Origin of the sequence: Paraburkholderia lebeckiae (assembly GCF_014201005.1) — a bacterium.
In the GTDB taxonomy this organism is placed as follows: domain Bacteria; phylum Pseudomonadota; class Gammaproteobacteria; order Burkholderiales; family Burkholderiaceae; genus Paraburkholderia; species Paraburkholderia tuberum.
In genome coordinates, this window is record NZ_JACHDK010000009.1 from 1 (window position 1) to 13,790 (window position 13,790).

General features: G+C 62.4%; 15 protein-coding genes, 1 tRNA gene and 1 riboswitch. Of the genes, 6 read left to right on the forward strand and 10 right to left on the reverse strand.

Annotated elements, in window-relative coordinates:
- Window positions 1-578 precede the first annotated feature (578 nt).
- Entirely contained in the window at window positions 579-1,235 is a 657-nt protein-coding gene (locus HDG39_RS18535) for a hypothetical protein (RefSeq protein ID WP_184007496.1), read from the forward strand.
- Window positions 1,236-1,366: 131 nt separating this feature from the next.
- On the opposite strand, the gene HDG39_RS18540 is transcribed toward HDG39_RS18535, so the two are convergent.
- The 10 genes from HDG39_RS18540 to ydfG form a co-directional block, all read right to left on the reverse strand.
- Entirely contained in the window at window positions 1,367-2,569 is a 1,203-nt protein-coding gene (locus HDG39_RS18540) for a site-specific integrase (protein WP_184007498.1), read from the reverse strand.
- A 38-nt stretch (window positions 2,570-2,607) separates the two neighbouring features.
- A tRNA-Lys gene (locus HDG39_RS18545) sits at window positions 2,608-2,683 on the reverse strand.
- Between the two features lie 184 nt (window positions 2,684-2,867).
- On the reverse strand, window positions 2,868-3,617 hold the full coding sequence (ybgF, locus tag HDG39_RS18550) for a tol-pal system protein YbgF (RefSeq protein ID WP_184007500.1): 750 nt from the start codon (window positions 3,615-3,617) through the stop codon (window positions 2,868-2,870).
- 22 nt (window positions 3,618-3,639) lie between these two features.
- Window positions 3,640-4,146, reverse strand: a complete 507-nt coding sequence (gene pal / locus HDG39_RS18555; protein ID WP_018419502.1) for a peptidoglycan-associated lipoprotein Pal — start codon at window positions 4,144-4,146, stop codon at window positions 3,640-3,642.
- Window positions 4,147-4,178: 32 nt separating this feature from the next.
- A complete protein-coding gene (gene tolB / locus HDG39_RS18560) occupies window positions 4,179-5,471 on the reverse strand; it encodes a Tol-Pal system beta propeller repeat protein TolB (protein WP_184007502.1) in 1,293 nt (430 codons plus the stop codon).
- 138 nt (window positions 5,472-5,609) lie between these two features.
- Window positions 5,610-6,647: a cell envelope integrity protein TolA gene (gene tolA / locus HDG39_RS18565; RefSeq protein WP_184007504.1), complete on the reverse strand. Its 1,038-nt coding sequence runs from the start codon at window positions 6,645-6,647 to the stop codon at window positions 5,610-5,612.
- Window positions 6,644-7,090: a protein TolR gene (gene tolR / locus HDG39_RS18570; protein ID WP_026225609.1), complete on the reverse strand. Its 447-nt coding sequence runs from the start codon at window positions 7,088-7,090 to the stop codon at window positions 6,644-6,646. The genes tolA and tolR overlap by 4 nt, the downstream gene beginning before the upstream one ends.
- Before the next feature lie 10 nt (window positions 7,091-7,100).
- Window positions 7,101-7,778, reverse strand: a complete 678-nt coding sequence (gene tolQ, locus HDG39_RS18575) for a protein TolQ (RefSeq protein WP_006047860.1) — start codon at window positions 7,776-7,778, stop codon at window positions 7,101-7,103.
- 187 nt (window positions 7,779-7,965) lie between these two features.
- Window positions 7,966-8,430: a tol-pal system-associated acyl-CoA thioesterase gene (ybgC, locus tag HDG39_RS18580; protein WP_184007506.1), complete on the reverse strand. Its 465-nt coding sequence runs from the start codon at window positions 8,428-8,430 to the stop codon at window positions 7,966-7,968.
- Window positions 8,431-8,629: 199 nt separating this feature from the next.
- Window positions 8,630-9,376, reverse strand: a complete 747-nt coding sequence (ydfG, locus tag HDG39_RS18585) for a bifunctional NADP-dependent 3-hydroxy acid dehydrogenase/3-hydroxypropionate dehydrogenase YdfG (RefSeq protein WP_184007508.1) — start codon at window positions 9,374-9,376, stop codon at window positions 8,630-8,632.
- Window positions 9,377-9,623: 247 nt separating this feature from the next.
- Window positions 9,624-9,750, forward strand: a riboswitch (ZMP/ZTP riboswitch).
- Between the two features lie 178 nt (window positions 9,751-9,928).
- Between ydfG and glyA the strand changes: the two genes are divergently transcribed.
- The 5 genes from glyA to HDG39_RS18610 all read left to right on the forward strand — a co-directional run bounded on the left by glyA (window position 9,929) and on the right by HDG39_RS18610 (window position 13,691).
- Window positions 9,929-11,176, forward strand: a complete 1,248-nt coding sequence (glyA, locus tag HDG39_RS18590; protein WP_184007510.1) for a serine hydroxymethyltransferase — start codon at window positions 9,929-9,931, stop codon at window positions 11,174-11,176.
- Between the two features lie 3 nt (window positions 11,177-11,179).
- Entirely contained in the window at window positions 11,180-11,662 is a 483-nt protein-coding gene (nrdR, locus tag HDG39_RS18595) for a transcriptional regulator NrdR (RefSeq protein ID WP_008919734.1), read from the forward strand.
- Window positions 11,663-11,875: 213 nt separating this feature from the next.
- Window positions 11,876-12,442, forward strand: a complete 567-nt coding sequence (locus HDG39_RS18600) for a GspH/FimT family pseudopilin (RefSeq protein WP_184007512.1) — start codon at window positions 11,876-11,878, stop codon at window positions 12,440-12,442.
- A complete protein-coding gene (locus HDG39_RS18605; protein ID WP_184007514.1) occupies window positions 12,439-12,888 on the forward strand; it encodes a type IV pilus modification PilV family protein in 450 nt (149 codons plus the stop codon). Before HDG39_RS18600 ends, HDG39_RS18605 begins: the two co-directional genes overlap by 4 nt.
- Window positions 12,885-13,691, forward strand: coding sequence for a PilW family protein (locus HDG39_RS18610; protein ID WP_184007515.1), 807 nt, complete (start codon window positions 12,885-12,887; stop codon window positions 13,689-13,691). The genes HDG39_RS18605 and HDG39_RS18610 overlap by 4 nt, the downstream gene beginning before the upstream one ends.
- Window positions 13,692-13,790 lie beyond the last annotated feature (99 nt).

Here is a 13,790-nt window from a genome sequence, read left to right on the forward strand (position 1 = left end):
CTTGAATGTATTTCCGTAACGCGCCAACTTGTTCTCTCTTTATCGCCCCCAGATTCCAATTTTATCCAGGCGACAACCATTGTGACGCGGGGGGCCAGACCCACGGTCACTTCGAAGCCTTTGTAGGCGTAAGTTCTGTTCATAGACGGCCTAACTTCTGGAAAGGCAAACAAGCACGCCATCGGATAGCTTACTGACTAGCAGTGTACGCTTGCTCGCCCCTCGCCTTGGGAGGGCCTCACGCGACAAAATTTGAGAGCGTGAAGGAACATCTTTTCTTGGATGGCATTTGCCGCTCTGGCAGTTTGACCCTGCTCCTACTCCCTAAGCCGAACGTCATCAAGCCATACAGAACCGGACGGCCGCAAATTGCGACTGAACGGCCAAGGCGGGTCGCGTGCCGCCCCTCGACGTCAGGCAGCAGCCGGCCAGGAACAGCCGCTCGACATATGCGGCTAGATTGCTGACAATCCTGTTTCCTAGAACCCTACCCGGTTATCGCTTATATCGGAGAGCTCGGAAAGTTCCGCAGATCGAAGGGCCTCCTTCACTACGACTAATACCTTGAGTACATAGCCATGGCCAAGAAACCATCAGGAACGGCTGGACCTTTCACGGTCACCGTCAGCGCAGAAGGAACGATAGTTGGCCAGCAAGCAAAGATCGTGTGGCCCCCAGACCAAAAGGAGATCGAGCGTAAGATCCTAGGATTCTTTGTTCGAGAATTCGAGAAAACCGGCGCGAAGTTCTTGAACATTCAGGACGGTGGGACGAAAGACTTGGATTTTCTTCTCACACTTCCTGGCGGACAGGTTCACCTGGAGTTGATGGAGGTCGTGATCCCGAAATCGGGCGAGATCCCTTTCCGACCCGGGCATCGGCGACATCAACCTGTCCCTTACGCAGACGCAATTTTCGAAGGTGTTCAGAGGAAGATAGACAAGTATCGTTTGAACCACGAGGTTCCGATTGATTTTCTCTTATATGTGACGCACGAACAATACAATCCAAACGGAGCGGCACTCGACGTTTTGCGTCGATATTTTCTGGAACGGAAGCATCCGTTTGAATGTGTTTTCTTCCTTACCCCTAGTCCCGAAGACCTAGTCCATCTGAACGTTCTGTTCAACAAGGACCACCCATTTAATCCACCGCCACTATCGGAGCTTGAAAAGCGCGAGTGGATCAACGTTGTGGCCTCCGAGGCGCAGGTTGGAACATTTCCCAATAGCTAACCGGGGCCCGCCGAGTCGACCGCTGAACGACCGCTTTGCAGATAGCCATCGGGCAGCTTTGGTCGAGGGCGGTCAATCGCGGCACTCCCGTAGTGCATGACAACCTGCGGGATGCCGATTGGACGTATTGGCTACCCAAGCTTTGTGAGCAAGTCGGCAGGATTCAGGTGCGTGTACCGTTTCAGCATCTGCATGGACCGGTGGCCCGTAACGCTGGCGACCTCAAGTGGGTGGAGTCCTTTCTCGAAAAGCCTGCTCGCTGCTTCATGGCGCAGATCATGCCAGCGGAGGTTGGGGAAACCATTCTCGCTTTTCACGATGCGCTTCCAGACTAGCTGGACGGCGTTACACGATGTACCGAAAACCGGGCCGCTCAGCTTATCCGGATCGACATTCACCGGGCCTAACTGGCACAGTTCGGGATCGATGAATCTGTCGCGTTGCCAGAGGGCGGCGAGGGCGCGGAGAACATCTGCGGCGCGGCGTGTCAGCGGGAGACGAGCAGGGACTCCCTTGTTGTCAGCACCGCGTGCTTCGGGCGGAAACTCGATCATGCGGTCCTGGATCTTGACCCACTCCCAACGCACGTTAAACAGCGTACCTTGGCGCAGGCTTGTTTCGACCGCCAGTTCGAACGCAGGAGCCGCCCAAGGGTTGTTGCTTGCAGCAAGGCGCGTACGTAGCGCATCGAACTCACCAGGCAGAAGGCGGCGATCTCTGGCCCGACTACCAGTGGGCTTGCGAATGTTTTTCAAGGGATTCATGAGCGTCTCGAATCCCCACTCCTTGCGAGCGATCTCAAACAGGTGGCTGATGACCTGGAGTTCTAGGCGGATTGTATTTTCGGCCCGGCCAGCTGCTCGGCGGGCATCTCGGTATTTCGCAAAATCGACGCCACGCAAAGCCGCCAGTGGTCGCCAGGCGAGGTCATTTTTCTTCCAACGCGCAATGCGAGTCAGTTCTTGGCTCGGGTAGCGTTTGGTCGGCACGATCTCGCGGGCGTATCTGTCGAGTGCTTCCCCCAACGTGGTGCGCTCGGCCTCAGAGCGATCAACAAAGATGTTGAGGGAAATTTCGGCCTCGACGCGCTGAGCCCAATCGCGAGCCTGCTGCTTGGTGTCAAACGTCCGGTAGATCGGTTTGTGCCCGCGCTTGCGGACTTCGGCACGCCAGTAGGCGCCGCGTTGACTGATGTATGCCATCCAGATTCCCATGCGAAAGGTTGAGTTCGCTTGGTCTGGATTGTTCCGTTCCGGCAAATTTCCGGCAAAGGCCAGTTTTTGACGCCGAAGCACGTACGACAGACGAAAAAAAAGCACCGCGATAAATCGCAAGTGCTTGATTTTCCTTCCCTTGCGGGAAGAGGTGTCTTTGGTAGGCCGTACGGGATTCGAACCTGTGACCAACGGATTAAAAGTCCGCTGCTCTACCAGCTGAGCTAACGACCCAAAAGAGAAGCGAAATTATATCGGCGCACCAATGCCCTGTCAACTCTGCAAGACCATCGACCCAAAATGGAAAGCCCGGGCATCACTACCCGGGCTTTCCAGCGAGAGGCGCGCATGGTTATCAATTCGGACACTGCGCGTTACTGCCAACTACATCAAAACGTGATCAATCCAGCACCACGATCTACTTGATCTGCGACAGCTTGTTCTGCGCCGACTGCGCGACGTCCGAGCCGGCGTATTGCGCGACGATCTGCTCGAGCGTTTTTTTCGCCGCGGCCTTCTGGCCTTGTTCGAGCTGATTGTTCGCGATCGCGAGCAGCGCTTCCGGTGCACGCGGATGCTGCGGATAGTTCTTCACGACACCTTGCCAAACCGCCGTCGAACCCTTGTAGTCGCGCAGTGCATACAGCGCGTTGCCGAGCCAGTATTGCGCGGTCGGCTGATAGGGGCTGTTCGGATATTTGGAGATGAAGCTGCGGAACGATGCCGCCGCGTTCTTGAAGTCGCCGCTGCGGAATTGCTGTGAAGCCGCGTTGAACGCGTCTGTTTCACCCGGCTGCACCTCGCCCTGGACGCCGTCCACCGTCTGCTGCTGCGGCTCGAATTTCTTCAGGCGCGTGTCGAGATCGGTGTAGTAGTCCTTCTGCTGCTTTTGCAGCGTCGTGAGCTGGTTCGCCATGTCCTCGTTCTGTCCGCGCAGCGTCGCGACCTGCTGGTTGAGCTGGTCGAGACGGTTGGACTGATCGAGGATCGTGCGTTGCGCCGCCGATAGCTGGCTCGACAGACTATCGGTCTTCGAGCGCAGATCGAGAATGGCCTGGCGGGCCTGATCGTCGTCGAACATGCCCGCATGGGCGGGCACGGCCGTGAGGGCCGTGCCCGCGACGCAGGCCACTGCGGCAAACCGCAGCCAGGAGAAACGATGCGTCATTCGGCTCATCACCCGTTGGGACTTACTGTTGATATGCGAGGTCGGCGCGGCGGTTCTGTGCCCACGACGCTTCGTCATGACCCGTTGCCAGCGGCTTTTCCTTGCCGAGGCTCACGGCCTCCATTTGCGAATCCGACACGCCCATCAGCGACAGCGAACGACGCACGGCTTCAGCACGCTTCTGGCCGAGTGCGAGGTTGTATTCGCTGGTGCCGCGCTCGTCGGTGTTGCCCTGGATCAGCACGTGACGCTGCGGGTGGCTCTTCAGATATTGCGCGTGTTGTTGCAGCAGCGGTTGATAGTCATCCTTCACCGAGTAGCTGTCGAAGTCGAAGTAGATGCTGCGCTTCGCGAGCGGGCTGTTCGGATCGTTCAGCGGGTCGACGTTGACCGTCGCGACGTCGTTCGGGTTCGGTTGGGCCGAGCCTGCGCCCTTGTTGGCGTTTTCGTCGAGCTTGACGCCCGAGTGACATGCGGCCAGTGCACCGACCATCACGACGGCGAATGCGAAACGAAGTTTGGACATCATTTGATTACTCTCCTTGTGTTATTGCATCAACGTTATTGCATAAACGGGCCCCAGGACGGCTCGCGTACGCTGCCCCCCTGAACGGACAGGACCTGCCGAGTGCGACCGTCGGTCGATACTGCGGCCAACACGCCACGGCCGTTCACCTGAGTGGCGTAAAGAATGTACTGACCGTTCGCCGCGAAGCTCGGCGATTCGTCATGTGTCGTGTCCGTCAGGCCCGTGGCGGTTCCGCCTTGCAGGTCCTGGATGTACAGCTTGAACGCACCGCCGACGCGCGAGATGTAGGCAAGCTCCTTGCCGTCAGGACTCACACGCGGGCTGGTGTTGTAGTTGCCCGTAAACGTGACGCGTTGCGCGCCGCCCGCGCTTTCACCTTGCGCCGGCATCTTGTAGATCTGCGGTGCGCCGCCGCGGTCGCTCGTGAAATAGATCCACTGACCGTCAGGAGAGTAGGTCGGCTCGGTGTCGATCGAGCTGCCTTGCGTCAGACGACGCAGACCGCTGCCGTCCGCGTTGACCGCGAAAATCTGCGTATTGCCGGTACGCGACAGCGCGACAGCGAGCGTGCGGCCATCCGGCGACCACGCCGGCGCACTGTTGTTGCCCTTCTGGTCCGATACGACGATGCGCCGGCCCGTGGGCAGGTCGTGGATATAGACGATCGGCTTCTTCTTCTCGAACGACACGTAAGCGACCTTGGTGCCGTCGGGCGACCAGGCCGGCGAGATGATCGGCTCGGGACTCGACAGCGCGATGTGCGCGTCCTGACCGTCCGAATCCGAGATCTGCAGCTGGTAGCGGTTGCCCGACTTGATCACATACGACAGGCGCGTGGCGAACACGCCGCGATTGCCCATCAGCTTGGCGTAAATGTAGTCCGCGACCTTGTGCGCGCTCATGCGCAGACCGCTTTCCGGGCTCACCAGCACGAGGCCGCCGAGGCTTTCGCCCTTGACCGTATCGTACAGCTTGAAGCGCACTTCGTACTGGCCGTTCGGCAGGCGGTTCACGCTGCCCGCGACGAACGCGTTGGCGCCCTTCGCCTTCCATGCGCCGAGGTCGACGGAATCGGTCTCGGACACCGGCGTCGAGCCTGCGTCGATATTCGTGAATTTGCCGCTGCGTTGCAGATCCTGACGCACGATCGTGCTGACCTGCTGCGGGGAGTTCGCTTCATTGGCGAAATTCGCCGTTGCGATCGGAAACTGAGTGGATCCGACGCCCGTCACGAGGACGTTGAGTTGTGCGTTGGCGGCGCCGCCGACGCCGATCAGGCACGTTGCCACGAGTGTTCGCAGGCCTAGCTTGGTCATCAAACTCATGCTGTATGGGTTCCTCAAAACGGTTTTACTTAATACTCGAAGACAGCAGACAGACCGGAAAACGGTTATTTCGTTCCCGCGCAACGCCGCGCCGGGTGGGGCGCGGCGTTGGCCGCCGGTCGGCTGTCAGCCTGCACATCAAGCCGCCGGACGCAGCGTGATAGTGAAGTAGTCCGGCGTCTTGCCATTGACGTCCCGAGGCATCGGATCGGAGGCTCTCACCGCCCGCAACGCGGCGGCGTCCCACGCGGCATTGCCGCTGCTGTGGGTAATGTTTGCGCTCAGCTGATTGCCGTCCGGCGAACAACGCACGGCGATCACGGTTTCGAGACCTTCCGTTTCGCCGCCCCAGTTCACATGCTGAAGCACCAGCCGTCGTACCTTGTCCGCGTAACCCGGCGATGCCGCCGTGCCGCCCGAGCCGCTACCCGTTCCGCTCTTGCCTAGGCCGTTGCTGCTCGAACTGCTGCCGCCCACGCCGCCAGCCAGACCCTGCATCTGCGCAAGCCGCGCGCGACGTTCGTTGTCGAGCTGCTTTTTCGCCTGCGCGGCCGCATCGGCTTGCGCCTTGGCCTTCGCCGCTTTCTCCGCCTCGGCCTTCTTCTGCGCTTCTGCCTGAGCCTGCTTTTGCTGCTGCTCCTGCTGTTCTTTCAGTTGCTGTTGCTTCTGCTGCTCGGCGAGCTGCTGTTGCTTGAGCTTCTCGGCCTGCTGCTGTTGCTGCTGTTGCGCCTGCTGCTGCTTGAGCTTCGCGGCCTTTTGCGCCGCGAGCTGGGCCGCCTGTTCGGCCGCCAGTTGTTGCTGACGCTTCGCTTCCGCTTCCTGCTGCTCTTTCAGCTTCAACTGGCGCTGCTGTTCGGCCAGTTGGGCCGCGCGAGCCGCTTCCTGCTGCTGGCGCTTCTTTTCCTGCAGCGCGATGTCGGCCTGTTCGTCGCGCACGGGCGGAGCAGGGGCGACCGGCGTGGGCGGCGGCGTGACGACGGGACGCGGAATCGCGGAATCCGGCACCTCTGTCCACAGTTCCGCTTGCTCGCCCTCTGGCGTGCTGTTCTGCCATTGGATGCCGTGATACAGGAAGAATCCGAGCAGCGCATGCATCACCAGCGCGAACAGAAAAGCTCGCCCGGTGCCGCGTTCACGCGGCGGCTGAAGCGGGTATTCGGAGTTCTTGCGGATCATTGCGATTTGACTAGCAATCCGACGCGCTTGACGCCCCGAGCCTTCAGCTCGGACATCACGTTCATCACGACTTCGTACTTCACGGTTTTGTCGGCGGCGATCACGACGGGCTGATCGGGGTGCGATTGTGCCCGATCGGCGATGAAACCGTTGAGGCCAGCCTTCGTCATGTCTTCCTGCTGCTGCGTGCCGGAGTCGTCCTTGTACTTGACGCTCATGTTGCCGTCGGCGCGGATGTTGACGATTACGGGTGGCGTCTGCTGTTGGGGCGCCGCGCCGCCGACGGTCGGCAGATTGACGATCGACGGCGCGACGAGCGGCGCCGTGACCATGAAGATCACTAGCAGCACGAGCATCACGTCGATGTACGGCACGACGTTGATGTCGGCCATTGCGCGACGCGAGCGCGAGCCGCGCATGCTGGAGGAACGGGAGCCTGCCATCTTGGCCTCCTCAGTGTGCCTGGCGCTGCAGGATGTTCGAGAACTCTTCGATGAAGGTTTCGAAACGGATCGCCAGACGGTCGATGTCGTGCGCGTAGCGGTTGTAGGCGACCACGGCCGGAATCGCGGCGAACAGGCCGATCGCGGTGGCGGTCAGGGCCTCGGCGATGCCCGGCGCGACGTTCGCGAGCGTGGCCTGCTGCACGTTGGCGAGGCCGCGGAACGCATTCATGATCCCCCACACCGTGCCGAACAGACCGATATACGGGCTGACCGAACCGACCGACGCGAGGAACGCGAGATTCGCTTCGAGCACGTCCATTTCGCGCTGGAACGCCGCGCGCATCGCGCGCCGGGCGCCGTCGAGAATCGCGCCCGGATCGTTCAGGCGCTTCTCTTTGCCCTTCAGGAATTCACGCATACCGGACTCGAAAATCCGCTCGAGCGCGCCGATCGTGTGACGGTTGTTCGCGGCGCTCTGATACAGGGCCTGCAGGTCGCCGCCCGACCAGAAATCACGCTCGAAGCGTTCAGTTTGCGCGCGCGCCCGGCGAATCGCAAACCACTTGCGGAAGATGAAAGTCCAGGAGAGTAGCGACAGCAACAGCAGCAGAGCCATGACGGCCTGGGCCAGCAGGCTCGCGTTGAGTACGAGTGAAACGATCGACAGATCTTGTGTAGTGTTCATAGAGGTTCGTTTTAACGTCCCGGGAAGGGGGCGTCCGGCTGCAAGGCCGCTTCAAGCTTGCCGTGGGCAAAACGGAAGCTTCGGCGATATCGAAGCCGAACCATGCTTTGTGTTACCTGACCGGTATGAGTTCACTGGCCCCGTAACAACGAGGCTCAGGTATCGTCCGTTGACATGCCGCCGTCGTTCAGTCCGCGCTCTCGCCAAGGCCCGGCCCGTGCCGCAGCGCGGCGAGAACCGCCGGCGGGATCGCGGCTGGCCGCAGCGTCGCGCGGTCCACACAGCCAACCCGGACCGAACCGGTGGCAAGCAGCGTGCCTTCGCGCCATGCTTCCTGCACGAAGTCTACCGAAGCTCGGCCAAGACGCTCGATCCGGCTGACAATTTTCACGATGTCGTCGAGCCGGGCCGGAGCCCGGTAATCGACCGCGGTACTGCGCACGATGAAAATCGCGTCGTTTTCTTCCGCAAGCCGATGCTGGTCGACGCCGCACGCGCGCAGCCATTCGGTGCGAGCGCGTTCGAAAAATTTCAGGTAATTGGCGTAAAACACGATGCCGCCGGCGTCGGTATCTTCGTAGTACACGCGGATGGGCCACGTATAGCCGATTTCCGTGCCTGGCTGGCTGGTCGACATATTCATGCGGCGCATTCTACCGGAACGCACAACCCGGGGTCTGTTTCGAAGTGTGAGTTGCTTGTGGCGGGCGTCGGCGGCGATAGGAGCCGGCTTTGCCGGCCGCGCCGGGACTGGCGGAGCGGCTATCGACGTGCCGCAGGAAAAAGCCAGCACGATGATGGGCGGCGGCGCGACCGATGGTAGCGGCGGCCGCCGCCGCCCGCCTTCAAACTCAGCCGCGATGCACGGACAGGCCGGCGAACGACTGCGCGACCGGCATCAGCTCGATGGTGTTGATGTTGACGTGGGCTGGGCGCGTGGCGATCCAGTAGATGGAATCGGCGATGTCTTCGGCCATCAGCGGTTGCACGTTTTCGTAGACCTTGGCGGCCTTGTCGTCGTCGCCGCGATAACGCACGTTCGAGAATTCGGTGCCGCCGCACAGACCCGGCTCGATGTCGGTCACGCGCAGCGCGGTGCCGGCGAGCTCGGCGCGCAGGTTCAGGCTGAACTGGCGCACGAACGCCTTGGTCGCGCCGTACACGTTGCCGCCCGCGTACGGCCAGCGGCCCGCCACCGAACCCAGATTGAAGATATGCCCGCGGTTGCGCTCGACCATGCCGGGCAACAGCGCATGCGTGACCTGCACGAGGCCCGTGCAATTGGTCTCGATCATGGTGTTCCATTCATCGAGACTTGCCTTGTGAGCCGGTTCGGTGCCGAGCGCGAGGCCGGCGTTGTTGACGAGCACGTCGATCGCGGCGAAGTCCGCAGGCAGCGAGGCGGGCACGGCTTCCACGGCGGCGCGATCGCGCACGTCGAGCTCGTACGGCAGCAGCGCGTCGCCGAGTTCGTCGGCGAGTGCTTGCAGACGGTCCTTGCGGCGTGCAGTGGCGACGACACGATGGCCGCCCTTGACGAACGAGCGGGCGATGGCGGCGCCGAATCCGGCCGACGCTCCTGTGACAAACACGATCATTGCAGTTCCCTGGTCGGTAAGAGACAAAGGCCCAAAGCGTACTTCCAATGCCACGCTGCGGCAAGGATGCACGAGCCGGATCGGCGGCTGCCGCGGCGGCGCGCAACGGGTGCGCGGCGCGACCGGCGCGCTTTCCTCAGATGGTTGCGCGGCGGGGCCGCCGGACCGTCCGGAGGCCCCGCCAGCGGCCGCCGGAGCACCCGCAAGTCGGTTGCCTATTCGGGTCTCTTCCAATACACTAACGCGCTCGACCCTGCGTGACTGGCGATAGAACCGAGTCGTCCGACTCAGCCGATTCAACCAATCGGGTTCAAGGTGGAACAACCCACCGTGAAGCGCAGGGTGCCGTTTTGCCGTTCGCCTGGGCAGCCGTGAACCGCGCGCATTAATCTGCGCTGACGGTGGCTGGCCTGCCTCGCGTATGCGGCGACTCTCCACTCGCCACGTCAGGGCAAGCCTCGCCGCCCACAGTGCTGCGTACCCCGCTGTGTACCCTCTACGCAGGATTCGGCGCACGATCCGGTCAACCTGAAAACACTCAACGGAACCCGTATGTTTGACAGAGCCCAAAGCACCATCGCCAACGTCGATCCTGAACTCTGGAAGGTCATCGAGCAGGAAAACCGCCGTCAGGAAGAGCACATCGAACTGATCGCGTCGGAAAACTACACGAGCCCGGCCGTGATGGCCGCGCAAGGCTCGCAACTCACGAACAAGTACGCCGAAGGGTATCCGGGCAAGCGCTACTACGGCGGCTGTGAATACGTCGACGTTGCCGAGCAGCTGGCAATCGACCGCGTGAAGCAGCTGTTCGGCGCCGAAGCCGCGAACGTGCAGCCGAACTCGGGCTCGCAGGCGAACCAGGGCGTGTTCTTCGCCATGCTCAAACCGGGCGACACGATCATGGGCATGAGCCTTGCGCACGGCGGCCACCTCACGCACGGATCGCCGGTCAACATGTCGGGCAAGTGGTTCAACGTGGTCAGCTACGGCCTGAACGAAGCCGAAGACATCGACTACGACGCCGCCGAGAAGCTCGCGCAAGAACACAAGCCGAAGCTGATCGTAGCGGGCGCGTCCGCGTTCGCGCTGCGCATCGATTTCGAACGCATGTCGAAGATCGCGAAGTCGGTCGGCGCCTACTTCATGGTCGACATGGCGCACTACGCCGGTCTCGTCGCCGCGGGCGTTTATCCGAACCCGGTGCCGCACGCCGATTTCGTCACCACTACCACGCACAAGAGCCTGCGCGGCCCGCGCGGCGGCGTGATCCTGATGAAGGCCGAGTTCGAGAAGCCGATCAACTCGGCGATTTTCCCGGGCATCCAGGGCGGTCCGTTGATGCACGTGATCGCCGCGAAGGCCGTCGCGTTCAAGGAAGCGCTTTCGCCGGAATTCAAGGCGTATCAGCAGCAGGTCGTCGAGAACGCGCGTGTGCTTGCTGAAACGCTGGTCAAGCGCGGTCTGCGCATCGTGTCGGGTCGCACCGAAAGCCACGTGATGCTGGTCGATCTGCGCGCGAAGAAGATCACTGGCAAGGCTGCGGAAGCAGCACTCGGCTCGGCACACATCACTGTCAACAAGAACGCGATCCCGAACGATCCGGAAAAGCCGTTCGTGACCTCGGGTATCCGCCTCGGTTCTCCGGCCATGACCACGCGCGGCTTCGGCGTGAAGGAAGCCGAGCAGGTCGGCAACCTGATCGCCGACGTGCTGGACAACCCGGAAGATGCCGCGACGGTCGAGCGCGTGAAGGCTCAGGTCGCCGATCTGACCAAGCGCTTTCCGGTTTACGGCTAAACCATGCATTGCCCCTTCTGCCGCCACGCCGATACGCAAGTCGTCGACTCGCGCGTATCCGAAGACGGCGCGACGATCCGCCGGCGCCGCCGCTGCCCGGCCTGCGACAAGCGTTTCACGACGTATGAGCGGGTCGAGCTGGCGTTGCCGTCGGTCGTCAAGAAGGACGGCACGCGCACGGAATTCGATCGCCGCAAGATCGTCGCGAGCATGCAACTGGCGCTGCGCAAGCGCCCGGTTGCGGTGGACGCGATCGAAGCGGCTGTCGCCCGTATCGAGTATCAGCTGCTCGGCAGCGGCGAGCGCGAGGTGCGTAGCGAGCGCCTCGGCGAACTCGTGATGAACGAGTTGCGCGCGCTCGACACGATCGCTTACGTCCGTTTCGCTTCCGTGTACCGGCGCTTCGAAGACGTCTCCGAATTCGAGGACGTGATCGAGGAATTCCGCCGCGCCTCTTCCCCGCCCAAGCCCTCCCGCAAGCGCTGAGCGCACGCGTGTCGCAGCTGAGCTGCGGTCATCCGCATCCATCGCCTCGCGCATTTCGCGCTTTTTTTCACGCATCGCTTCTCCCGCCTCCGTGATCGATCGTCACGTGCATTGTTGCGCGCGCTAACGTCTGAATGCCACCTGGCCATTCGGACGATGGTCGGCGCGCTCGCAAATCGCTAGATTGGCTGCATCCGTTCGTAACGCTCAGGCATGCAGATGAAATTCAAGGGGATTTGCCGGCCATCGCGCGCCGGTTTCACACTCGTCGAAACGCTGGCGGTGATAGCGCTCGTGATGCTGATGGCCGTGATGGCGGCGCCGTCGTTCGCCGCATGGCATATGCGCGATCAGGTCGACGCGCGCGCGAAGGCGCTGCTGTCCACGTTCGCCTACGCCCGCAGCGAGGCGCTGCGGCGCGGTGCGCGCATCACGGTGTGCCGCGTCGATGCAGCGCGCGTCTGTCTCGCGTCGGGCCAACCCTGCGCCGGCGGCATCGCCGACTGGGCCTGCGGCTGGGCCGTATTCGCCGAACGTGGCGGCAAGCCGTCGTTGTTGCGCGCGCAGCCGGCGCTCGCGGCGGTGAGCATCACCGGCGTGCAGACGGATATGATGTTCACGCCGCCGGCTGGGCAACTGATCGGCGCGTTTCGAAGTTTTGATATCGCGCCGCGAAGCCCATCGAAATCGATGCAGGGGAACCCGTGGCGGCGCTGCATCAGTGTCGCTGCAGGAGGTCGCGCACGGATCTCGGAGGGCGCGTGCGGAGCGACGTCATGAGACAGCCCGCAATCAAGACCGGTTTGCGTGTGCACGCATCGCCATGTAATGGCAGCTCGTTGATCGAGGTGATGCTGGCGGTCGCGTTGGTCGCGGTGAGCGCGCTGGGTTTGATCGCGGTTCAGGTGTGGACCGCACGCGAAGCGCGCGCGATGACGCTGCGCGAGAGCGCCGCGTGGATAGCAGACTCGATTGCCGAAGCGACGCGCCCGCCTTCCACGGGCGATGTCGCGCTGAATCAATGGCGCACCTGGGCGAGCGTTCTGCTGCCGCACGGCGACGCATCGATTGGCGAGAGCGGCGCGGTCGCGGCGGCGCGCGTGACGTGGGCGTCCGTGCGGGACCGGCCCGCTTTGGGCGATGCGAGCGCCCAGCCGGCGGAACCTTGCGGCGACGTCGATGCACCGGCTGGATCGTCGTGTGTCGCGTTGGCGTTCGCGAAATGAAGCGACCGCATTGCCCACTCGGTCATACGCTAATCGAATTCCTGATCGCGATGGCGCTCGGGTTGATCGTGATCGCGGGTGCCGTGTCCCTTTACACGGCGCAGCGCAACGCGTTCGTGCAGGCGAGCAACGCGACCCGGATTCGCGAAGCGGGCTTGACCGCGCTGATGCTGATCGGCCAGCAATTGCAGATGGCCGGCTTCGTCCCTGCCAATGTCATTGGCTACAACGCGGCGCCTGCGCTATTCGGCTGCTCGGGCGGTCGTCCGACCGGCGCCGACGATAGCCTCGCTTGCACCACGTTGAGCACCGGCTCGGATGGCGTCGCGATCCGTTACGTCGCAGACGTCGTGTCGACATGGCCATCGTCGAGCGGTCAGGTCACCGACTGTGTCGGACAAGCCGTCAAAAGCAGCGACGCGGTCCTTGGCGATGAGGGCGCGCCGGTGGTCAATCGCTACTTCGCCAACGTCAGCGGCTCGACCGGCGAGCCGGAGCTTTACTGCGTGGGCAGCGGCAATGCGGGGTCCGCGCAGCCGCTGGTCGAAGGCGTCGAGCGCGTGCGGTTGCGCTACTGGCTGGACGGCGCGGCGAATGCGGTGAATGCGTCGGCCGTGGCGGCGGATCAATGGGCGAACGTCGTTGCGGTCGATGTCTGCGTGCTGGTGCGCGGCGCGCCGCAAGGACAGCGTTCGAAGTACATCGACTGCGATGGCGTGAGTACACTCGGTACCGACTTGCGGCCTCGACAGGTATTTTCCCGCCGCGTTGCGCTGCGTAATCGCGCGGAGGTGTCGTCGTGATGGATCGCGGCACAGCAACGCAACGCGGCCGCGCGTACGACATATGCGGCGGGCCAGGCGGAACAGCGAAACACTTAGGCAGGCAAAATTGTCGGGGCG